This is a genomic window from Rugosimonospora africana (genome assembly GCF_016862975.1).
Taxonomy (GTDB): Bacteria; Actinomycetota; Actinomycetes; order Mycobacteriales; family Micromonosporaceae; genus Rugosimonospora; species Rugosimonospora africana.
In genome coordinates this window covers 49,271-71,127 of the sequence record NZ_BONZ01000035.1, presented here as the reverse complement: position 1 = coordinate 71,127, position 21,857 = coordinate 49,271, and the positions used below count along the sequence as shown (strand labels likewise).

At 71.0% G+C, this 21,857-nt stretch carries 16 protein-coding genes; 3 read left to right on the top strand and 13 right to left on the bottom strand.

What is annotated here, in order from left to right; translation table 11 throughout:
• Window positions 1-70: 70 nt before the first annotated feature.
• Window positions 71-1,282 (top strand): hypothetical protein, encoded by a 1,212-nt coding sequence (locus tag Raf01_RS18765; RefSeq protein WP_203919216.1) that lies wholly within the window; start codon window positions 71-73, stop codon window positions 1,280-1,282.
• 29 nt (window positions 1,283-1,311) lie between these two features.
• Here Raf01_RS18765 and sigJ read toward each other — a convergent pair whose 3' ends face one another.
• From sigJ to Raf01_RS18715, 10 genes are all read right to left on the bottom strand, one after another.
• Complete coding sequence (sigJ, locus tag Raf01_RS18760) at window positions 1,312-2,199, bottom strand: RNA polymerase sigma factor SigJ (RefSeq protein ID WP_203919215.1); 888 nt, start codon at window positions 2,197-2,199, stop codon at window positions 1,312-1,314.
• A gap of 93 nt (window positions 2,200-2,292) precedes the next feature.
• Complete coding sequence (locus tag Raf01_RS18755) at window positions 2,293-4,485, bottom strand: FUSC family protein (RefSeq protein WP_203919214.1); 2,193 nt, start codon at window positions 4,483-4,485, stop codon at window positions 2,293-2,295.
• A gap of 183 nt (window positions 4,486-4,668) precedes the next feature.
• Window positions 4,669-6,411: an ABC transporter substrate-binding protein gene (locus Raf01_RS18750; protein WP_203919213.1), complete on the bottom strand. Its 1,743-nt coding sequence runs from the start codon at window positions 6,409-6,411 to the stop codon at window positions 4,669-4,671.
• A gap of 196 nt (window positions 6,412-6,607) precedes the next feature.
• Window positions 6,608-7,594: an ABC transporter permease gene (locus Raf01_RS18745; RefSeq protein ID WP_203919212.1), complete on the bottom strand. Its 987-nt coding sequence runs from the start codon at window positions 7,592-7,594 to the stop codon at window positions 6,608-6,610.
• 9 nt (window positions 7,595-7,603) lie between these two features.
• Window positions 7,604-8,611: an ABC transporter permease gene (locus Raf01_RS18740; protein ID WP_203919211.1), complete on the bottom strand. Its 1,008-nt coding sequence runs from the start codon at window positions 8,609-8,611 to the stop codon at window positions 7,604-7,606.
• A gap of 142 nt (window positions 8,612-8,753) precedes the next feature.
• The gene (locus Raf01_RS18735; protein WP_203919210.1) at window positions 8,754-9,872 is read right to left on the bottom strand and encodes an ABC transporter ATP-binding protein; all 1,119 of its coding nucleotides are present in this window, start codon (window positions 9,870-9,872) and stop codon (window positions 8,754-8,756) included.
• On the bottom strand, window positions 9,869-10,936 hold the full coding sequence (locus Raf01_RS18730) for an ABC transporter ATP-binding protein (protein ID WP_239133727.1): 1,068 nt from the start codon (window positions 10,934-10,936) through the stop codon (window positions 9,869-9,871). Before Raf01_RS18730 ends, Raf01_RS18735 begins: the two co-directional genes overlap by 4 nt.
• Before the next feature lie 121 nt (window positions 10,937-11,057).
• Window positions 11,058-13,127 carry an N-acetylmuramoyl-L-alanine amidase gene (locus tag Raf01_RS18725; RefSeq protein ID WP_203919208.1) on the bottom strand — a complete coding sequence of 690 codons (2,070 nt, stop codon included), beginning with the start codon at window positions 13,125-13,127 and terminating at the stop codon, window positions 11,058-11,060.
• 117 nt (window positions 13,128-13,244) lie between these two features.
• Window positions 13,245-14,525: a C39 family peptidase gene (locus Raf01_RS18720; protein WP_203919207.1), complete on the bottom strand. Its 1,281-nt coding sequence runs from the start codon at window positions 14,523-14,525 to the stop codon at window positions 13,245-13,247.
• A gap of 313 nt (window positions 14,526-14,838) precedes the next feature.
• The gene (locus Raf01_RS18715) at window positions 14,839-15,645 is read right to left on the bottom strand and encodes a DeoR/GlpR family DNA-binding transcription regulator (RefSeq protein ID WP_203919206.1); all 807 of its coding nucleotides are present in this window, start codon (window positions 15,643-15,645) and stop codon (window positions 14,839-14,841) included.
• Between the two features lie 485 nt (window positions 15,646-16,130).
• Between Raf01_RS18715 and Raf01_RS18710 the strand changes: the two genes are divergently transcribed.
• On the top strand, window positions 16,131-17,135 hold the full coding sequence (locus tag Raf01_RS18710) for an N-acetylglucosamine kinase (protein WP_203919205.1): 1,005 nt from the start codon (window positions 16,131-16,133) through the stop codon (window positions 17,133-17,135).
• Here Raf01_RS18710 and Raf01_RS18705 read toward each other — a convergent pair.
• The 3 genes from Raf01_RS18705 to Raf01_RS18695 all read right to left on the bottom strand — a co-directional run bounded on the left by Raf01_RS18705 (window position 17,125) and on the right by Raf01_RS18695 (window position 20,332).
• Window positions 17,125-17,955, bottom strand: a complete 831-nt coding sequence (locus tag Raf01_RS18705; RefSeq protein ID WP_203919204.1) for a carbohydrate ABC transporter permease — start codon at window positions 17,953-17,955, stop codon at window positions 17,125-17,127. The two genes, Raf01_RS18710 and Raf01_RS18705, sit on opposite strands and share 11 nt — an antisense overlap.
• Window positions 17,952-18,923 carry a carbohydrate ABC transporter permease gene (locus Raf01_RS18700; RefSeq protein WP_203919203.1) on the bottom strand — a complete coding sequence of 324 codons (972 nt, stop codon included), beginning with the start codon at window positions 18,921-18,923 and terminating at the stop codon, window positions 17,952-17,954. The genes Raf01_RS18705 and Raf01_RS18700 overlap by 4 nt, the downstream gene beginning before the upstream one ends.
• 122 nt (window positions 18,924-19,045) lie before the next feature.
• The gene (locus Raf01_RS18695) at window positions 19,046-20,332 is read right to left on the bottom strand and encodes an extracellular solute-binding protein (protein ID WP_203919202.1); all 1,287 of its coding nucleotides are present in this window, start codon (window positions 20,330-20,332) and stop codon (window positions 19,046-19,048) included.
• 244 nt (window positions 20,333-20,576) lie between these two features.
• On the opposite strand from Raf01_RS18695, the gene Raf01_RS18690 reads away from it, so the two are divergent.
• Window positions 20,577-21,830, top strand: a complete 1,254-nt coding sequence (locus Raf01_RS18690; protein WP_203919201.1) for an N-acetylglucosamine kinase — start codon at window positions 20,577-20,579, stop codon at window positions 21,828-21,830.
• The last annotated feature ends 27 nt before the right edge of the window (window positions 21,831-21,857 follow it).

The following is a 21,857-nucleotide window of genomic DNA, read 5'->3' as shown; positions in this document are numbered from 1 at the left end:
CCCCCCCCCCCGAGAAGCATCGTGCGAAGCGTCGTGACAACCGCGAGAGGGTACGGAGTGTGGCCAGCGAGTGAGTGAGATCGTCAAGGGCGCGCTGGACGGCGGATGGTCCCTGCTCGTCGGCTGGCTGCTGCCCACCGCGGTAAACGTCGTGCTCGCCGTGCTCATCCTCTCCGGTTCCGCCGGAGTGCCCTCCATCGGCGACCTCGTCGACGGAGACTCGAGCCGCGCACTGGTGACCCTCGGCGCCGTGGTGGTCTGCGCGCTGGTCCTCGCCGCGCTGCAGACTCCGCTGTACCGGCTGCTCGAAGGCTACCTCGGGTGGCCCGAGTGGCTGTTCCGCGCCGCACGCGACCGCATGCTGTACCGCAAGCACCTGCTCGCGGACCGGATCAGCGCGTGGCAACTGCACCGTGCGGAGCGGGACGGCACCCTCGACGACGCCGGGCGGGCGGCTCTCACCGCGCTGCGCACCCACCCGGTCGTCGGCCGGTACGCCGCCCGGGACGCCCGGGTCGGTGCGCCCCGCCACGCTCTGCTGCGCGAACGGCTGTTCCGCTTCCCGGTCGACGACGACCAGGTCGTCGCAACCCGGCTCGGCAACGCGATCCGCAGGTTCGAGGAGTACGGGCACGACCGGTTCCGGCTGGACTCGCAGGTTCTCTGGTACGAACTCTCGGCGGTCGCGCCGGAGCTGACCGGCAAGCAGGTGGACCGCGCCCGTACCACCGTGGACTTCTTCGTCTGCCTGCTCTACGGCCACCTGATCGTCGCCCTGACCGTGACCGGCACCCTCGTCGCCGGTGCGCGGCCGTGGTCGCCGGTACCGGTCGCCGCCGTGCTCCTGCTCGTCGCGTTCGCGCACGTCTGGTACCGGATCGCGGTGGTGGCCACCGACGACTGGGCCGCGGCGGTACGCGCGATGGTCAACGTCGGGCGGCGCCCGCTGACCGAGGCGCTGGGTCTGCGCCTGCCGGGCGGCATCGCGCCCGAGCGCGAGATGTGGTCACTGGTCTCGAAGCTCGCCCGCCTCCCGTTCGATCCGCGGGCGGCCGCCCTGGACAGGTTCCGCGCCACCGACCCGCCGGCCTCGACGGACGGCCCGTCCGCACGCCACGCCACCGGCGGCCCGGCCGCACCGGCCGGCTCGGGCGGCGGGGACGCACCGGCCGCCTTCGGCGAAGACACACCGACCGGCTTCGGCGGCCCGGCCGCACCGGCCGCCTTTGGCGACGGGGACGCCACGCTGCCGGCCGGTGTCACCGTCCGCGACAGCGACTGACCGCCAGCGTCGGCGACTGACCGCCGCGATCAGTCGCCGAGCAGCGCCGGGTCGATGTCGCCCAGGCGTTCCGGGTCGGCCAGCACGTCGATGGCCACGATCCGGCCGCCCGCGACGGTGAACGCCATGACGAACTGCGCCCGGCGCTTCGGAGCGACGACGACCCCGGCGGCTCCGTTGATGAGCGCCGGCCGTACGAACGGCGACAGCGACGCGGACACCCGCGCCTGGCTGGCCACGTCCCGGGCACCGCGCATGACGAACGTCAGGCGCGGGCGCGACGGGCCGCCGTCGGAACGCAGCACGACGTCTGGGTCGAGGACGGCGACCAGCGCGTCGAAGTCCCCCTTGCGGGCGGCGGCGAAGAACGCGTCGACGACTTCGCGCTGGCGGCCCAGGTCCGGGTCGGGGGTCGGGGCCTGCCCCTGGACCCGACGGCGCGCACGGCTCGCGAGCTGCCTCGCGGCGGCCGGCGACCGCTCGATCATCGGGGCGATGTCCTCGAACGGTACGGCGAACATGTCGTGCAGGACGAACGCCAGCCGCTCGGCCGGTGCGAGATTGTCCAGCACCACCAGCAGCGCCAGCCCGACCGAGTCGGCCAGCAGCGCCTCCTGCTCGGGGTCGAGTCGCCCCGACTCGGGGGTGATGACCGGCTCGGGCAGGTGAAAGTCCAGCGGATCCTCCCGCCGCGACGCCCGCGCCCGCAGCGCGTTCAGGCACACTCGGGCCACGACCGTGGTCAACCAGCCGGCGAAGTTCTCCACGCTGCCGGTGTCCGCCCGGCTGACCCGCAGCCAGGCGTCCTGTACGGCGTCGTCGGCCTCGCTGAACGAGCCGAGCATCCGGTACGCGATCGCGCGCAGGCGGTTCCGGTGCTCCTCGAAGCGCTCCGCCAGCCACTCACGCTCGTCCACCGAGTCTCATTCCTCTCCCGTGGGGGTCACAGAGTAGACCCGGAAAGGATCATCGATGTGACCGGGGAAGCGGATCGCGCGGACGCATGTGGGTCAGCGCGGCCGGGCGGGACGCGGCGGCCGCCCGGACACGATCTGGATCCATTCGAGGTTGTCGCTGAGATTGGCGAGCCACACCGCCGTCTCGATCAGTCGAGCGTCCTCGGGCCGCTCACCGGTCTGACGGAGCATGGCGGTCACCCGCTCGCCGATCGCGGCGCGGTCCAACGCGAGGGCCACCGGTCGGCAGATCCGGCCCGACGGCAGCTGCCCGGCGAGGTCGCGGTACCGGTCGCTCAGCTGGTGTGCCACGTCGGTCATCACGCTCGCCGCGTCCGGCCAGGAGGCCAGGGAGCCGGGCGCCACGTCGTACACCAGGATCTCCGCGCCGTGCACCACGTGCTCACCGACCACCAGCGCGGCGTCCCAGTGCACCTGTGCCATCCGGGGGTCCGGGCGCTCCAGGTAGTACTCGCACAGCGACGCGTCCGCGAGGTTGCGTTCCCGACGGGCCACGGACAGCACGTCGGGCGGCCGCGGCCGGTCATCGCCGACCAGCGTCGCGGTGGTCTGCTCGATGAGGCTGCCGGTGACGGTCAGGAAGGACCCCACCCGCCGGCGCACCTCACCGGCCGCGCCCCGGGGCCACATGACCAGGCCGGCGAACATGCCCACGGCGGCGCCGAGCAGGACGTCCAGGAGCCGGACCTCGGCCAGCGACCAGTCCGCCGGAGCGAGTTGGGCGAACACGAGCGTGATCATGATGGTCAACGTGGCCTGGGCCCAGGCCAGACCGAGCACCGCACCCAGGGCGTAGGACAGCAGCGTGGCCACCACGAACTCGACCGCGTACGGGATCGGACCGTGCGCGAATCGCAGCAACAGGGCGGTCACGATCGCCCCGATCAGGGTGCCGCCGAACGCGGTCACCAGCGTGGCTCGGGTGGAGATGGCGGAGGTCCGCATCACCGTGAGGGTTCCGAGCAGCGCCCAGAAACCGTGCGACAGGTTCAGTTCCGCCGCCGCCAGCCGGGCCGCCGCCAGGGCGACCGCGAGGCGCAGCGCGCCCTGGAAGTAGACCGACGCCGGGGTCAGGTGCAGCCACAGTTGCCGGGCGAACAGTGTGAGCTGGCTGTGCCGCAGGTACCAGAAGGTTCCGAACCCCGGCGGGCGGCCGCCGCCGAAGTCGACCGGCTCGCCCACGCCGACCCGGGCGGCGATCTCGAAGATGCGGACGTGCTCCGCGATGCTCCACAGATCGACCAGCAAGCGGAGGCGCTCTCGGTCCGGCGCCGGCCGGTCGGGCGGCCATCCCGGGTCCACGCCCGGGACCGGAGCGGTCGGCGCGGCACCCGCGCCCGGCGGTGTTGTGCCGTCGCGCAGGATGCGGGCGGCGGTGCGCATCGCGTGCGCGCTGTCCCGCAGGGAACCCTCCAGGTCGGGGTGGCTGCCCTCCCGGACCTGCCGCAGAACTACCAGTCGCCGCACGTGCTCGGCCAGTTCCCGGGTGGTCGCCGCTCCGTCACGCAGAGCCCGATCCCGATGGCCGGAGGACGTGGGCCGCTCGGTGCGCGCGAATCCGAGCATCTGGGTACTCTCGATGGTCTGCTCGGCCCGCTCCTGGCGCCGCGCCACGTCCTCGTCGGTCACGCTCCGCCCGGCCATCCGGTCCGCGCACGTGTCCAGCAGGTCGGCCAGGGCATCGGCGGCCTCCGCGAGACGCCGCGGGTACGACACCGGTGTCGGGTCGGGCCACAACAGCACCTCGGCGGCTGCGGTGAGCAGCACTCCCAGGGTGGCTCCGATCAGCCGGGAGGCTGTGGCGTGCGCGTGGTGGGGCGGGAAGTTCGCCACGATGTAGAACAGCTGGAGGCCGTTGGCCAGCCCGAGCAGCCGCGGGCCGCCCACGCCGGAGAAGGCGACCAGGAAGCCGACGACCAGTGTCACGGCGACCGATCCCCACACCGACCGGTCGAGCAGCGTACCCGCCGTGATCAGCACCCAGGTCGCCGGCAGCACGGTGAGGAGAATGGCGGCCCGCCGGCGGGGCGAACCGGGCAGCCGGAAGAACAGACCCGCGGCGATGACTCCGAACACCAGGTACGTCGCCATGATCGCGTCGTGGACGACGTACAGGCACACGTAGAAGGCGGGTACCGTGGCGAGGGTCAGCCGCAGCGCCCGCAGCGAGCTCCGGTACTCCGGATCGCGGTGACGCAGCCGGTCCAGGACGCCAACGCCGATCACGTGTGGCCCCCCGATCCCACGGCGCGGCGGAACGTGAGGCACCGCCACCGTTTCCGGCCCGCTGCCGTACGACGACGTTACCCAATCTAGCGAAGCGGGAGGCGCGACGTCTGCGAGATCCGCGATCGGGCGAAGCCGGCCGCCGCGCGGGCTCGCGCGGCGGCCGGTGTACGCGTTACCGGGTCAGGACTTCACGAAGGCGTTGGTGAACGCCGGGTACCCGAAGACGCTGCCGACGTAGAGTCCGCCCGCCTTCGAGCCGTGCAGCACGTAGCGGACGTCCACATAGAGCGGTACGGCCGGAGCGATCTCCTTCATGACGCGCTGGTCCAGCTTCGCCCACTCGGGCCCCTGCTGCGCCGGATCCATCGCCAGCACCCGGTCGAACTCCGCGTCGATCGCGGGATCATTCATGTAGGACACGTCGTTGTTGCCCGAGTCCTTGATCCCGCGGCCGTCGTACAGCGGCGGCAGGATCGACGCGCCGCTGGGCCAGTCCGCGGCCCAGTTGGAGATGTAGAGGTCCCACGGGTTGTTCTTCTCCCCGACCGCGTCCAGCATCGAGTCCTCGGGAACCGGCTTCACCGTGATCTTGAAGCCGGCCTTCTCCAGGTTGTTCTTCAGCTGGGTACCCAGCTCCAGGTCCTGCTCGTCGTCCATGACAGCCAGCACGAGCGACGGCGTCTTCCCGGCGAGCACCTCCTTGGCCTTCGCGGGGTCCCCGGTCTTGCCGGCCGGGTACGCGTCGTATGCCTGGTACCCGATCGTGCTGGGCGGCATCAGGGTGGTCACCGGTTCGGCCACGTTGGCGCCGCCGAGCGTCTTGATCAGGTCGTCCCGGTCGATGGCGTAGTTCAGCGCCTGCCGGATGCTCAGATCGGTGACCCGCTGCATGTTGATGCTCAACCGGGCCTCGCTCGGCGTCGGCGAGGTCAGCACCTGGTCACTCAGCGCGGCGTTTCCGGCGACCTTGGCCATCAGCGAGGTCGACACGTCGTCCCAGGCCAGGGCGGTCTGGTCCGGTCCGCTGTCGCTGATCATTCGGTTGTCGGCCGAGTCCCGGTCGGCGCCGAAGCGCCAGACGAACTTGTCCGGGTACTGGTGGCGCACCGGATCGGTGGCGGGGTCCCAGTTGGGATTGCGCTCCATGTCCAGCTCGACCCCGGGCACGTTCTTGGTGACCTTGTACGGCCCGGACGCGAGCGGCTGGGTGTCCAGGTTTACGCCGGTGTCCTTGGCCGGCTCCATCGGCGCGGTGAACGGCAGCGACGCGGCGAACGGCAGGTCGCAGTGCGGCTTGGCGAACTGGAACTGCAGGGTCTTGTCGTCCGGCGTGGTCAGCCCCGGCGGCAGGCTGGCCTTGTTCGCCTTGAAGTCCCACGCGGTGTCGTAGTCGGCCGAGTTGGCCAGCCACTCCTGAATGTAGGTGGGGCCTCCGGTCAGGTCGGCGTCGAACGAGCGGGCGATGCCGTAGGCGATGCTCTTGGACGTGATGGCGGTGCCGTCCTCGAACTTGACCCCATCCTTGACGGTGAACTTCCAGGTCTTGCAGTCCTTGTTGACATCCTCGCCGGGCGTGGTGGCGAGGTCACCGACGAGCTTCAGGTTCCCCTTGCCGTCGTCCTTCCACGTGGTCAGGGTGCGGGCATACAGGGGCGCGGCCTGAAGGCCGACGAACGAGTAGATCCGCTGCGGGTCGAGGTGCGAGATCTTCGCCGACTTGAGGACGTAGAACGTGCCGCCCTTGCTCGCACCGGTCACCTCGGGTGCCGGCCCCTGCGAGTCCTTGGGGTCGGTGGCGATCACGCCGACCAGCTTGCGGTTACTGTCGGTCGTGCCGTGCTGTCCCGTGTTCTTGCTGCAAGCAGCCAACGTCATGACCAGCGCGAGCAGGCAGCCGGTGGCTGCCGCGACTCGTCGTCGCATGTCGTTCCCCTCCTTCAGATGGTGTGTATCTCGGTGTTCGGTGGCATCGCGGTGTTCGGTGGCGCTGCGGTGTTCGGTGACGCCGCGGTTCGGTGGCGCTGCGGTTCGGTGACGCTGCGGTTCGGTGACCTGCGGGGAAAAGCCTTCGGCCGGCCGGGCGGCGCGTGCCTCACCCGGCCGGCGGGCCGTGCGTCGTCTACCGCAGGCGTACCCGCGGGTCGATGAACGCGTAAAGCACGTCGACGAGGATGTTCGCGACCACGACGAAGACCGCCGCGATCAGCACCGTCGCCATGAGCGTGGGCAGGTCGCCCTCGCGCACCGCGTCCCACACGGTGCGCCCCAACCCCTGCAGGCCGAAGGTCGTCTCGGTGACCACCGTGCCGCCGAGCGCGGCGCCGACGTCCATACCGGCGATGGTGACGATCGGCGTGATCGCCGCGCGCAGCGCGTGCCGTCCGTACACAGTGGACTTCGACAGTCCCTTCGCCCGGGCGGTGCGCACGAAGTCCTCGGACAGCGTCTCCAGCATCTGCGCCCGGGACAGCCGCGCGTAGATCGCGGAGAACAGGAACGCCAGCGTCACCCACGGCAGTACCAGCCCGTCGGCCCAGTCCAGCGGGTTGGACCAGATGGACGTGTAGTGCGGAACCGGGACGACGTGCAGCGTGTAGCAGAAGACCAGCAACAGCACCGCACCGACGAAGTACAGCTGCAGCGAGGCACCGGCCAGCGAGAAGCCGATGGCTAATCGGTCCAGTAGAGTGCCGCGGCGCAGCGCCGATATCATCCCCAGCCCGACGCCCAGCGCCAGCCACAGCACCGCCGCCGGGAGCACGATGCTCAGGGTCACCGGCAGCACGCGGGTGATGGTGCGGGTGACCGGTTCGCTGTTGACGTACGAGTAGCCGAGGCACGGCGCGTCGCAGTGGCCGCCGAGCGCGCTGCTCAGGTCACGCCCGACGAAGATGCCCTTCATGTACCCGACGTACTGCTGGTACAGCGGGTCGGACAGGCCCAGCTCCTGCCGTACCCGCTCCAGTCGCGCCGGGTTGCAGTTCTTCGGGCACATCGCGGTCACCGGGTCACGGGGCAGCGCGAAGAACATCAGGAAGCTCAGCACGCTGACCGCGAACAGCACGAGTACGGCAGACAGCAGTCGTCTGGTCAGGAAACGCAGCACGGCGACCTCTCAGCGGGAGGACTTCGGGTCGAGCGCGTCGCGCAACGAGTCACCGAACAGGTTGAAGGCGAGAACGAGCACGAAGATCGTCACGCCGGGAAAGAACACGTAGGTCGGGTCGGTCGGGAGGTAGCTGATGCTCCGGAAGATCATCGCGCCGAAGTCCGGGGTCGGGTCGACGACACCGACGCCGAGGAAGGACAGCACGGCCTCGTTCGTCACGTACGACGGGACCGCCAGCGAGAACGAGACCAGGATCGGCGCCCAGATGTTCGGCAGGAGCTGGCGAATCAGCATGTGCGCCAGGCCGACGCCGCTGGCCTGAGCCGCCTCGACGAACTCGCGCTCGCGCAACGAGACGATCTGGCCGCGTACCAGGCGGGCGGCGCTGGTCCAGCCGAAGAGGGCGAAGACCACGATGATCACCGCGACCCGGAACAACGCCGGCTCCGCCTCCCGCTGGCCGTAGAAGCGCAGGGCCACCGTCGGCACGAACGCCAGCGCGACGATCAGGAACGGCATCGCGAGCGCGAAGTCGGTGACCCAGGTGATGACCGCGTCGACCCAGCCGCCGAGGTACCCGGCCACCACGCCGGCGGCCACCCCGATCAGTGTGGTGATGACGGCCGCCGTCAGCGCGACGAACAGCGAGGTGCGCAGCCCGTAGACCATCCGGATGAAGATGTCCCGGCCCAGCCCCGGCTCCAGGCCGAACCAGTGTCCGCCGGTGACCCCGCCGGAGTAGCCCAGCGGCATGCCGTACGAGTCGAGGGCGTTCTGGAACTGCTGCTGCGGCCCGACGCCGTACAGCCGCTCGATCAGCGGGGCGGCCAGCGCGACGATGAACAGCAGCGCGAGCACCGCTCCGCTGATCATGGCGGTGCGGTCCCGGCGCAGCCGGGCCCAGGCGAGCTGGCCCGGCGACCGCCCGACCAGCTGCTCCCCGGCCGCCTGCGACTGCGGCCCGGCGGGTCCGATCTCGGACAGCGCGATGTCGTCGGCCGGCGACAGGCTCACCGCGACCACCTCCCGGTCTGGTACGTCCTCACCCGACTGAGCGCAGCCGGAGCCGGTCTGTGGCGGAGGCGAGCACAGTCACAACTCACCCGACTGAGCGCAGCCGGAGCCGGTCTGTGGCGGAGGCGAGCACAGTCCCAGGTCATCGCGGCGGCTCCGTTTCCGGGAAGTGGCACGCGGTCAGCTGTGCCGAACCCTCGCGCCGGATCAGCGCGGGTTCCTCGGTCGCGCAGATGTCCTGCGCCTTCCAGCACCGGGTGCGAAACCGGCAGCCGGACGGCGGGTTCGCCGGCGACGCCGGATCGCCGGCCAGCCGGATCCGTCCGGAGGCGCCCCCGGGCGCGTCGACGTCCGGGACAGCGGACAACAGCGCCCGGGTGTACGGGTGCCGCGGGTTGCGGTAGATGTCGTCCCGCTCCCCGACCTCCACGATCTTGCCGAGGTACATCACCGCGACCCGGTGGCTGAAGTGCCGCACCACGGCCAGATCGTGCGCGATGAACAGGAACGCCAGGTCCAGCTCCCGCTGCAGCTCGCGGAGGAGGTTGACGACCTGGGCCTGGATCGACACGTCCAGGGCAGAGACCGGCTCGTCGGCGACGATGAGCCGGGGCCGCAGCGCCAGCGCGCGGGCGATGCCGACCCGCTGGCGCTGCCCTCCGGAGAACTCGTGCGGGTACCGGTTGTAGTGCTCCGGGTTGAGTCCGACGATCTCCAGCAGCTCCTGTACCCGCCGCTTGATCCCGCCCTCCGGACGCACGCCGTTGACCTGCAACGGAATGGCGATGATCTTGCCGATGGTGTGCCGCGGGTTCAGCGACGAGTACGGGTCCTGAAAGATGATCTGCAGCTCCCGGCGCAGCGGCCGCAGTGCCCGCCCGCGCATGTGCGTGATGTCCCGGCCGTCGAACCGGATGCGCCCGGCCGTCGGCGCCAGCAGGCGCACGATCATCCGGCCGGTGGTGGTCTTGCCGCAGCCCGACTCCCCGACCAGTCCGAGCGTCTCGCCCGGCCGGACCTCGAAGTCGATGCCGTCCACCGCCCGCACGACGGAGCGCGGCCCGAGGCCGTCGCGTACCGGGAAGTGCCGGGTCAGCCCCTCGACGGCAAGGAGCGGTTCGCCGGTGCGCTCCGGCTCCCGCTGGCGGACGGTCGTCCCGCCACCATCGGCCTCGGCGGTGGCGTCGGCGATCGCGTTGGCCCCGGCATCGCCCCCAAGGGCGCCGGCAGAGCCGTCCAGCGGCCGCTCTTGGCTGGTCATGCCACCTCCGTCGGCGTGACTTCGTGCTCGCGCAGCCGGGCACGGTCGGCGTCGCTGAGGTGACACGCGACGAGATGGTCCGGCTCACCGGCCGGGCGCAGGAGCGGGATCTCGGTGGTGCTCCGCCCCTCGGTCTCGCCGGCGTACCGGCACCGGGGGTGGAAGGCGCAACCCGCCGGCAGGTTGATCATGCTGGGCGGGCTGCCGCTGATCGGGGTGAGGTCGGCGTCCGGGTCGCCGCGCAGCGTCGGGACGCTGGCCAGCAGGCCCCAGGTGTACGGGTGCTGCGGGCGGCGCAGAACCTGCTCGACGGTTCCCTGCTCGACCGCGCGCCCGCCGTACATCACCAGGACGTCGTGGGCGACCTGGCTGACCACGCCGAGGTCGTGCGTGATCAGCACGATCGCGGTGTTGAACTCCGACTGCAGGTCGGCCAGCAGATCGAGGATCTGGGCCTGGACCGTCACGTCCAGGGCGGTGGTCGGCTCGTCGGCGATCAGCAGGTCGGGATGGTTGACCAGAGCCATGGCGATCATCACGCGCTGCCGCATGCCGCCGGAGAACTCGTGCGGGTACCGGTCGAACCGCCGGTCCGGCTGGGGGATGCCGACCCTGCCGAGCATCGCGACGGCGTGCCTGCGCGCCTCCGCCTTGCCCGCCGAGGGGTGGTGCACGCGGTACGCCTCCACGATCTGGCGGCCGACCGTGTAGTACGGGTGCAGGGCGGAGAGCGGATCCTGGAAGATCATGGCCATGCTCCGGCCGCGCATCGTCCGGATCTGCTTCTCGTCGAGCCCGACGACATCCCGGCCGCCGACCAGGATCTGTCCGGACAGCCGCGTACGCCGGGGGTTGTGCAGGCCGAGGATGGCGAGGCTGGCAACGCTCTTCCCGGAGCCGGACTCACCCACGACACACAGCGTGCGCCCGGGCCGCACCGAGAACGACACTCCGTTGACCGCACGCACCACGCCGTCCTCGGTGTCGAACCGCACGGTCAGGTCCCGTACCGCCAGGTATGGCTGCGACTGCGCCGGATCCGGCTCGGGTACGGGTGGTGCCACGGGGTCTCCTCGGGGGCAGGGGTCGGGGGGAAATGCGGTTAGGCTTGGTGATGGGTCCACGCCCGGCGTTCCCAGGTCTTCGGGAGAGAACGCCGGGCGTGGAGTCCGGCTGTCGTCCGCCTCAGGCAGGCGACCCCCAATCGGCCGGGACGAGGTTGACGTCATTCAGGTCGACGTACATGATCCGGTGTCCAAACTGGATCTGGACGTACTTCATGCTGCCCCTGATGACGGTGTGGTCACCAGGGCTCGACCCGTCGAACGTCGAGGACTTGTAGTACTCGCTGGGCACGATGCCACCGACCGCGTACCGCTGCCCCGCCGCGAACGTGTACTGCATCGGGACGATCGTCTGCACCGGTACGCCGGCCGGGTAGGCGGCCGCTTCCGGGTAGGCCCGGCCGTACACCGGGATGCTGGCCTGGCCCGGCTTCGGCACCGCGACCAGCCCGGTCGACCACCGCGCGGTGCGTGCCGACGGCGGGTTGTAGAACCACGCCTTCTGGCCGAGGTACCAGATCGCGGTCCAGTTGCCCTGCGTGCCGGCCGACGCGTACACCTGACCGGCGGACGCCCGGGCGCCGTGGTCGGAGATGTACATCGTGGACGGTGAGCCGTCCGGGTGCAGCCCGATGTCGGTGACCAGCGGCGAGTCCGCCGACGGCGCGGTGTGCAGGATCACCGACGAGGAGCCGTGCGGCGCGCACGCGTCGGCCGCCGTCCCGTCGCACCCGGTGAACGCCGGCGTGTTGCGGGCGTAGTCCGGGTCGATGGTGACGAGTCCACTGTGGACGTTGCCGGTGCCGTGCAGCGGCGCGCCCAGCAGGTCGAAGTAGTGCGCCCAGTCCCAGTACGGTCCCGGATCCCAGTGCATGCTGGCAACGTTGGCGGGCGTGATGCCCGGCACGTTGTCGTGGCCGATGATGTGCTGCCGGTCCAGCGGGATGTCCAGCTTGTCGGCCAGGTACCGCACCAGCTTCGCGGACGCGCGGTACATCGCCTCGGTGTACCAGCTGCCCTGCGCCGCGTAGCCCTCGTGCTCGACGCCGACCGACGCCGAGTTGACGTACCAGTTGCCCGCGTGCCACCCGACGTTCTTGGTCGCGATGTGCTGGGCGACCAGCCCGTCGGCGGACCGGATCGTGTAGTGCCATCCGAGGTACGTCGGGTCCTGCACCAGTTGCAGCGACCCGTCGAAGCTCTCCTCGGTGTCGTGGATGACGATGTACCGGATCTTCTGAGTCTTCGGCCGGTCGGCCAGGTCGTAGTTGCCGTAGTCGGTGGGGTCCGCGGACAGCTGCTGGTACGGCGCCGGTACCCACTCGCACGACAGCTTCTTCGGGCACTCCAGATTGCTGGATCCGGGCAGCCGGGGCAGGCCCAGCTTGTCCAGCCAGGACCGGTCCGGCACACCGGCCGTCGCCGCCAGTCGCACCGGGTGCCCGTCGTCGGTGACGCGCTGAGCGCCGGACCGGATGGTGTCGAACACCTCGTCGGCGAACTGCTGCGCGCTGTCCGCGTCGGTCGCGCCCGCGTACTCAGCCACCGCGCCGTACCACTGGTCCGGGTCGCTGGACAGCGGTGCGCCCAGCGCGCGCTGGTACCGGGCGAGCACCGCCGCGCCGCCCCGGATGTTGGCCGCCGGGTCGGTGCGCAGCGTCGCCTTGTCCAGCCCGGTCAGCGCCGCCGCCACCTCCAGCGTCTCGGTGCCCGTGGCCGGTGTCGTGGTCGCGCCGGCCTGGCGCGGCCCGGCGGTCATCGGCCTCGCGCTGTCGCCACGCGCGTCAGCGCCCGCTTGATTCGCACCGGCGGCCTGAACCGTGCTGGCCTGATCCGTGCCGGCGACCTCGGCCCTTGGACGACCAGTCTGGCTCGGCGCGTCTGACGCCGCGCCGCGACCCAGACCAGTCGCCGGCAGCGAGGCCACATAGGTCACGTCGGTCAGGTGCATCGGGCCGAACCCGCCACTCGTGCTCGGCTGCCCCGCGTTCGTGTTCCACAGGGACTCCAGATAGGACACACCGAGCAGCACGCTCTCCGGTACGCCGGAGGATGCGGCTGCGGCCGCGTACGCCTGCTGCCGCGAGTCGGCAGCTCCGTTCGGAGCGGCGAGAGCGCCGGTGGCCGTGCCGAGCACGACCAGCCCGGCCACCACCGCCACTCCGCCGGTCCGGGGCCTGGATAAGAGCATCGAACCTCCGATCAAGGGGGATCTATTCCGCTACCTTGCCGTCATCACCCTCGCGCGTCAACAGCAGTCCACAAGATTTCACACCGCCTCAACACCGCGAGGAGCGCACCGATATGCTCACCAGTTCGCCTGGTGCGGCGACCGCGGGAGCGCGACCGTCGCGGGGTGGATGATGTAGACCGTTCCGCCGCTGCTGTTGCGCCACGCGTTCTCGAACTCGGGCCGGCCGAACACCTTGCGGACGCTCGGGTCGTCGGCGGCGGCGGGATCGTTCATCACCGGGTCGCCGTCGCGGGTGAAGCCGGCGATGACCATCAGGTGGCCGTTGGTGGAGTAGTCGGCGCCGGGGACCTGGCCCTTCTTGAACGCGGCCGACACCACCACCGGTATGCCGGCCGCGATGAACTGCTCGACCTCGTTGAACGAGCGCATCCGGGTCACGAAGGAGCGCAGCCCGAAGCGCGCCGCGTAGGCCGTGTTGAACGGCCAGTTCCCGCAGCCGGTGTAGTTGTTGTCGTAGGTGTTGCGGGCGGCGTAGTCGACCCACGGGTCGGCGTAGCCCGGGTCCACCCAGGAGTAGTCGGCGGGGCTGGGTCCCTTGTGCCAGTAGGCGACGACCATCGACGTGGACGTGGGGCTGCACCACGCCTCGCCGCCGTTGTCCCACTGCGGGTACTGGTCGAGGTGGACGTCCTGGGAGAACTGCGGTACCCGCAGCGTGACGCCCTTGGCCCGGCGCGGTGTGCTGGTCGGGTACTCGTCGGCCTCGGGCAGCAGCGAGGCCATCGCGCCGACCGACCGTACCGTCGGGGTCTGCCGGGTGTCCGCCGGCCGGTACAGGGTCAGCCGCAGCTGCCAGGCACGCAGCCCGGTACCGTCGGCGGCCTCGAACGTGTCGATGTCCACCGTGCCGTCGGCGTCGCGCTGCCCCGGCACCGAGGTACGGGAGAACTGGGTGTCGTCTTCCGCCCACCGGCCCATGACGTACCACTTGGTGGTGGTACCGGCCGGGGTGACGCCGCGCAGCTCCGTCTGGATCCAGGTGCCACCCGGTGTCGTGGCGTTCCAGGACGTCACCGCCTGGCTGGCGGCGAACCCGGGGAACACCCACGGGGACGTCCAGGTGGCGTACTCGTAGTCCCGGCTGCCGCCGACGAACGGGTCGGTGTAGGTGATGGTGCCGACCGGCCTGCGGATGGTGAGCCCGGCCAGGCCCAGCGCGGTCCCGGCCGCGGTGCCGCGGGCGAGCCCGGCGATGCCGTTCCAGCTTTCGTAGCTGACGTCGCGGGTCGGCTCCGGAGACGCGGCAAGGGCGGCCCGGGCGAACTCGGGTCCGGCAAGGACACCGGCCGTTCCGGCGGCGAGCCCGCGCAGCAGTGTCCGTCGATGGATAATCATGACGACTCCCTCCGAGGTATCTTGTGGGATTGTTGCAGAGATCGACGGCCACGGACATAGCCGATCAGCGATCAAAACGGGAGTCGGCCGCGCGGAATCCCACGCCGGGACGGGTGGTGCGAGGCGCCGAGCCGCGATCTGTCCGATGTGGATTGTTCTGCGGCAAGTCGGACCGGCCGGCGGCCGGCCCAGGCGGGTTGAGCCGGCGGCCAGGGCAGGCAGCGGCGGCGTTGAGCCCGCGCCCGGGCGGGCGGCGGCCCGATCAGTCAGCGAGCCGACGGCCGTCGTACGCGGCGCGCGATCGGCGGTTCCGCTACTCCGGACCGGTCAGCGGAGCGGCGACGATGACCCGGACGCCGGCCTGTTCCAGCGACCGCACGCCCGCCGGGTCGGCCGCCGAGTCGGTGATGACCGCGGTGACGGCGGACAACGCGCAGACCCGGCCCACCGCGATGTGACCGAGCTTGGTGGAGTCGGCCAGCACGTACGTCTCGGTCGCCTGCCGCAGGATCGCCTGTCGCAACGGGATCTCGTCGAGGCGGTCCGCGGTCACCCCGGCCTTCGCGGCGACACCGCTGGCGGCGACGAACGCCCGGTCGGCGAAGAACTGGTCGAGGAAGCGCTCCGCGCTGGCGCCGACACAGGCCAGGTCGGCACGGCGCAGCTGCCCGCCGGCGAGGTGCACCTCCACGTCGTCCCGGCTGGTCAGCTCGGCCGCCGTGGGTACCGAGCAGCACAGCGCCCGGCCGGAGAACGTGGCCGGCAGCGCGCGGGCGGTCTCCGCGACGGTGGTCCCCACGTCGAGAATGACTGTGTCGCCGGGTTCGACCAGCGCGGCCGCGGCCGCGGCGATGGCCCGTTTCGGGTCCAGGTGGGCGACCGCGCGTTCCTCGATCGCGCTCTCCCAGCTGCGCCCCTCCTGGGCGACGGCGCCCCCGTACACCCGCCGCAGCACGCCGCGTTCCTCCAGCACCTGCAGGTCGCGGCGGATCGTCTCGCCGGAGACCGTGAACTGGTGGGCGAGGTCTTCCACCCGGACGCGGGCGTCCCGGCGCAGCTGCGCGGCGATCTGGAGTCGGCGCTCCTCGGGCAGCGCCGCGGCAAGCAGTTCTTCCTTCATGGGGTTGGGACTCCGCAAGGTCGACCGAGGGTGTTCGGCCGGCTGCCCGACGCCCCGCTTGCACGGACTTCACCGGATCGAGTTGCCGGTACGTCTGGTGCCAGCCACCCGGGCAAGCGTAACCGGTCACGGTTCCCGCGGTCCCGACTGTCCGGTCCGACTCGCGCACCGGGTCGGTCGACCGGCCCGGGTTCGGACCGGGTACGCACGCGACCTCGCACCTCCATGACCATGAACGGTTGCAACGACGACTATCCATGTCCATCCCGATATCAGTCAAGACTCACCTTGGACTGCCGTGGGATACGCGGTGCGACGGCCCGACCCGGCGTCGGTGGCGGACGATCGCGCCCGCGTGGGGAGGCCATACCGGTCGCCGGCTGCGAACCGGCCACGAAACGACCCTCCGATAGCCAATCCGGCAGCCGCTGATCTATCGTCCGATCAGCGTGAACGGACCCTGCTATCCGCCACAGGAGTGTGCAATGCCGAACGCCGCCGACGGGGCCGGCAGTCTGGTCCTGGGCATCGACGCGGGCGCCGGGCTCGTCGAGGCCGTCTGCGCCACGACTGACGGCGAGGTGGTCGGGCGGGGCAGGTCGGGCTCGGCGAACGCGATGGCGATGCCGGTGGCCGAGGTCGCCGACCACCTGAGTTCGGCGGCACGGCAGGCGACGGAGACGGTCGACCCGCGGCTGGTCAGCCACGTGGTGGTCGGGGCCGCCGGGGTCATCCGGTACACCCGCGGCGCGACCGTCGAGCCGCTCGCCCAGGTGTGGGACTCGGCGGGCCTGACCTGTCCGGTACGGGTGGTCGCCGACGCGGTGACCGCGTTCGCCGCCGGTACCTCGCGGCGGCACGGCGCGGTGCTCATCGCCGGCATCGGTGCGATCGCCGCCCGCATCGGCGACGAGGAGGTGCTGGAGCGGGTCGACGGCAACGGCTGGCTGGTCGGCGACGACGGTTCCGGCTTCTGGCTCGGTCGCCAGGCGGTCCGCGCGGTGTTCGCCGCGCTCGACCACCGAGGCGAGCCGACCCTGCTCACCCAGGCCGTTCTCGCCACGCTGACCGGTGACGAGACGGTACCGGCGGATCCGGCCGAGCAGGTCGTGGTGCTGCGCGACACCGTGTACGACGGCCCGCCGATCGCGCTGGCCGGGCTGGCCCCCCTGGTCCCGGCCGCTGCCGAGGCCGGCGACCGGGTCGCGCAGCGGATCGTCGACCGCGCCGTCGCGCTGCTGGTGGACTCGGCGACGTCGCTGTCCGCCGCCGAGCCGGACGAGCCGCTGGTCCTGGCCGGTTCGCTGCTGTCGGGCGGCGGCCCGATCGGTCGGGAGGTGCAGCGGCGGCTGGCCCGCCACCGTCGCACCGATCCGATCCTCGCCGGCAGCTGCGCGGGTGCCGCCGCCTGGCTGGCCGCCGGCATCGTGGCGCCGGACCTCGACCCGGCCGCCCACGCCCGGCTCACCCGGCGGCCGGTCAGCCCTTGACCGCTCCGGCGGTCAGCCCCCCGGCGACCCGTCGCTGTACCGCCATGAAGAAGGCCACGACCGGTACCGCGATCAGCGTGGAGCCCGCCATCAGCGGCCCGTACTCGGTCCCCTCGCCGAGGGTGAAGTGGGTCAGCCACAACGGCAGCGTGTAGTTGCCCGGGCTGGAGATGAGGAAGTAGGTCAGCATGAACTCGTTCCAGGCCAGGATCATCGTGTAGACCGAGGTGGCGACGAGCCCGGGCAGGACCAGCGGCAGCACGATGCGGATGAACGCGGAGAACCTCCCGCACCCGTCCACCATCGCCGCCTCCTCCAACTCCACCGGGATGTTGGCGAGGAAGCCGCGCAGCGTCCACACCGCGAACGGCATCGCGAAGGCCAGGTACGCCAGCACCAGGCCCGGTACCGTATCGGTCAGCCGCGCCCGGTTGAACATCAGGAACAGCGGGATGACGACCGCGTTGAGCGGAACCATCTGCACGATCATCACCGCGAAGACGAACGCCTTGCGACCGTGGAAGCGGAAGCGCGCGATCGCGAGCGCGGCCAGGAACGCGACCACCATCGCCGCGACCACGGTCAGGCCGGTCACGATGGCGCTGTTGCGCAGCGCGCGCCAGAACACCGGATCGGTCACGACGATCCGGAAGTTGGCCACCGACGGGTGGTGCGGCCAGAACTGCGGGGTGACGGTCTGCATGTCCTTGCCGGGCTTGAACGCGGTGTTGGCCATCCAGTACACCGGGAACACCCAGACCACCACGACCGCGAGGCCGCACACGGTCCAGACCAGGGTGCGCAGTCGACCCCGGCTCATTCCGCCTCCCCCATCCGCAGGATCTGGCGCAGGTACACGACCATCACGCCGAGCAGCAGCAGGACCGTGACGACGGCCAGCGCCGAGGCGTAGCCGTAGTCGTGGCTGTAGTAGGCCCGCGCGTACGAGTAGATGCCGAGCGTGAAGTAGTCCTTGGTGGGATTGGACTGGCGCAGTACCCAGATCTGGGTGAAGACCTGGAAGTCCCAGATCACCGACAGCGTGCTGAGCATCAGCAGGATCGGCCGCAGCAGCGGCACGGTCACCTTGCGGAACACCTGCGGCGATGACGCGCCGTCGACCCTGGCGGCCTCGATCAGGTCCCGGGGAATCTGGGCGAGCGCCGCGTACACGGTGATGGCGATGAGCGGGACGGCGCCCCAGACGACGACCGCGGTCGAGACCGCGAAGCCCTGCACGTTGTCGATGTACCAGTTGTGCCGCGGGATGCCGAGCAGGTAGTTGATGACGCCGTAGTTGTAGTCGGTCATCCACGCGAACATCTCGGTGGACACCGGCTGCGGAACGGCCCAGGCGAGTACAAGCGCGAAGGTCATCAGCCAGCGGCACCACCCCGGTACCACCTGCATCAGCAGCGCGACCGCCACACCGACCACCATGGACAGGACCACCATCGCGGCGGCGACGATGACCGTGCGTTCCAGGACCGTCCAGAAGAACCCGTCGCTGAAGATCCGGCGGTAGTTGGCCAGCCCGGCGAACGACGGCCCGGCATCGGGGTTGAAGATCTGCGCCAGTCCCCAGGTCTGGAACGACAGCACGACCAGCTTCGCCATCGGGTACCCGAGGACTCCCACCAGGACCACCAGCGCCGGAGTGGCCAGCGCGTACGGGGTCAACCGGGCGCGACCGCCCCGCCTACCGCCCCGGCGCGGTGGCCGCGCGGCGGACGGGCCTGGTGGGCCGCCGGCCAGGTCCGCTGTCCGGGTGGTGCCTGTCGACGCCATGGCTCCCCGTTCCGGTGGTCCGCTGGCGGCGGCCCGCCAACATCGGTGAAGTCAGCGACCCTGCCAGGGCTGTGCCGCCCTGGCAGAGTCGCCGATGCTGACGCCGTCCCGGTGGGGACGGGTCAGGACTGGTTGAGGTCCTTCTCGATGGCCGCGTCGGCGGTCTTGGTCGCGTCCGGAATCGACTTGCCGGTCGCGACGTCCACCAGCAGCTGGTTGATGATCTGGTCCTTCTCCACCTGCGCCCAGTTCTTCGCGAGCGGGACGAACCAGGTGTGCGCGAGTTCCGCGGAGAACGCGGACCGCAGCGGGTCGTCGGAGGTGATGTTCTTGGAGTTGGCGAGGAACCCGCCGGCCACGAACTCGTTCTCCGCGCTGGACGAGGTGAACGCCTTGATCCACGCCTTGGACCAGGCTGGGTGCGGCGCGGACTTCGGCACGGCCAGGTCGGAACCGCCCATGAACGGCGGTACGGGCTGGCCGGCGTTGGTCGGGCTGGGCAGCGGGAACGTGCCGAGCTTGTCCTTGAGCGCCGGGTTGCCCTTCGCTCCGTAGACCGCGGCCATCTGGCCGGACGAGTCGTAGAACATCGCCGCCTCGCCGGAGACCAGCTGGACGTAGGAGTTCAGATTGGTCTTCGTGCGGTCGCCCCGGTAGCCGGCGTCGATCAGTTCCTTCCAGTTCGCCAGGCCCTTCTGCGCCTCGGCGGAGGACAGGTTCGCCTGCCACTTCCCGTCGGAGGACTGGGTGGCGATCTGGCTGCCGGCGTCGTACACGAACGGCAGGCCGCCGTACGGGTAGGAGCCGGGCATGTAGAACGCGGAGAAGTTCGGGTCGGAGGCGTGCTTGGTCGCGATCGTCCGCACGTCGGTCAGCAGCTCCGGCCAGGTCTTCGGGGGCTGCGAGATGCCGGCGGCGGTGAAGATGTCTTTGCGGTAGGTGACGGCGCGGTCCCCGCCGTAGTACGGCACGCAGTACAGCTTGCCGTCCATCGTGCAGGACTGGATCAGCCCGTCGAGCCACGACGACGAGTTCTCGAACGTCGACTTGTCGGCGGTCAGATCCGTGAGCGCACCCGCGACGATGTACTGCGCGGTCTCGCTGTTGCCGAACTCCAGCACGTCCGGTGCGGTGCGCGCCTGGGCGGCCGCGTCGAACTTGGTCAGGTGGTCGGTCCACGCCTGGTAGACCACGTTCACCTTGACCTTCGGGTACGTCTTGTTGAACTCGGCCGTCGCGTCGGTGACCGCCTGCGGCCAGAGCGTCTGCGCGTCGGTCTGCAACCATACGGTGATGGCGCCCGATGTGTTCTTGTCCTCAGTGGCCGGTTTGGTGCCCCCACCCGAACAGGCGGCCGCCGCGAGCAACGCCCCGCAGAGTACCGGCGCGATCGCGATCCTTCCTCTCACCGCTCACTCCCTAGAATCCACATGAACCCAAGAGGTCGTGCGACCGCCCACACCCGGCATCGGGCCCGGCCGATCGCCGAATAACGCTGGCAGAACTTATGTTGGCGGGAAGACTTGCAGATATCTCGATCCCACGTCAAGGGTCGCTCGCCGTGTTGAGCTCTTACCGAGACTCTGCCATGATCCCACAGGAAGCCACAGCGAGACATTTGCCGCCAAACGAACCGTTGAGGAGCACGAAGGCATGTCCGGCTCGACGCCCGGCAAGGAACGGTTGGTTCTCGGCCTCGACATCGGCGGCACCTGGACCAGAGCGCTGTTGGCGACGACCGCGGGGAGACGGGTCGGGTCGGCCCGGTCTGCCGGTGCGAACCCGTACGCGCACGGGGTGAGCGTCGCCGCCGGACGCATCTCCACGGCACTGGACGAGGCGTTGCGCGACGCCGACCCGGGCGCGGTGGAGGGCTGTGTGGTCGGGCTGGCCGGTGCCAGCCAGTACGCGTCCGACCCAGCCATCGCGCGGGCGTTCGAGGAGATCTGGCGGGCCGCCGGGCTGACCTGTCCGGTACGGGTCACCAGCGACGTCGCGGTCGCGTTCGCCGCGGGTACGCCGGCCCCCGCCGGTTCGATCCTGCTCGCCGGTACCGGTGCGGTGGCCGCCGAGGTCCGCGATCGGGAGCCGGTCGCCATTCACGGCGGGCACGGCTGGTTGCTCGGCGACGACGGGTCGGCGTTCTGGATCGGCCGGCAGGCGGTGCGCGCCACACTGTCCACACTGGACGGCCAGGCACCCGCCTCGCCGCTGTCCCGCCTGATCCAGTCCTGGTACTTCGGCGACGGCGACGGGCACGAGCCGGCCGGCGCGGCGGGCGTGGAAGGCGCGGCCGGCGTGGACGACGCGGCGGGCATGGACGGCGTGGCCGGTCCCAAAGCAGACGCTGCGTCGGCGCGACCGGGCGGCGACGGGACGCACGCGATGCCGCGCCGCCCGCCCCGCCGGCCGATCGCCGACCTGATCCGGGAGGTCAACCGCCGCCCGGCGATCTCGCTCGCCGACCTGGCACCGCTGGTGATGCAGGCGCGCGCCGCCGGCGACACCACCGCCGACCTGATCGTGCGCGAAGCCGCCGACCTGCTGGTGGCGACGCTCGTACAGTCCCGCCCGGCGGCCAGCGACGCGCCGATCGTCCTGGCCGGCGGACTGCTGGTGTCCGCCGCGCCGGTACGGGACCGGGTCGTTGCCGCGCTCCGGGACCGGTGGCCGGCCGCCGACCTGTGCACCGCGCTGGACGGTCCGGCCGCCGCCGCCTGGCTGGCCGCCCTACCGCTCCTGGCCGGAGAGCCGCTCGTGGCCGGAGAGCCGCTCCTGGCTGGAGAGCCACTCTTGCCCGGACAGCCGCCAGTGGCCGAGGCGGCCCAGGCCGACGCGCTGCACGCTGCCCTGATGCCGCCGGAGAGCCAGCGGGCGAACGTCATGCCACCACCGACCCTGGTCTGACGCGCACCGGATCTATGGACCGCGAGC

Excerpts from the sequence above, each read along its gene's own strand:
- Raf01_RS18750 (WP_203919213.1), bottom strand. The coding sequence starts at position 6,411 with ATGCGACGACGAGTCGCGGCAGCCACCGGCTGCCTGCTCGCGCTGGTC.
- Raf01_RS18735 (WP_203919210.1), bottom strand. The coding sequence starts at position 9,872 with ATGACCAGCCAAGAGCGGCCGCTGGACGGCTCTGCCGGCGCCCTTGGG.
- Raf01_RS18725 (WP_203919208.1), bottom strand. The coding sequence starts at position 13,127 with ATGCTCTTATCCAGGCCCCGGACCGGCGGAGTGGCGGTGGTGGCCGGG.
- Raf01_RS18720 (WP_203919207.1), bottom strand. The coding sequence starts at position 14,525 with ATGATTATCCATCGACGGACACTGCTGCGCGGGCTCGCCGCCGGAACG.
- Raf01_RS18715 (WP_203919206.1), bottom strand. The coding sequence starts at position 15,645 with ATGAAGGAAGAACTGCTTGCCGCGGCGCTGCCCGAGGAGCGCCGACTC.
- Raf01_RS18710 (WP_203919205.1), top strand. The coding sequence starts at position 16,131 with ATGCCGAACGCCGCCGACGGGGCCGGCAGTCTGGTCCTGGGCATCGAC.
- Raf01_RS18705 (WP_203919204.1), bottom strand. The coding sequence starts at position 17,955 with ATGAGCCGGGGTCGACTGCGCACCCTGGTCTGGACCGTGTGCGGCCTC.
- Raf01_RS18700 (WP_203919203.1), bottom strand. The coding sequence starts at position 18,923 with ATGGCGTCGACAGGCACCACCCGGACAGCGGACCTGGCCGGCGGCCCA.
- Raf01_RS18690 (WP_203919201.1), top strand. The coding sequence starts at position 20,577 with ATGTCCGGCTCGACGCCCGGCAAGGAACGGTTGGTTCTCGGCCTCGAC.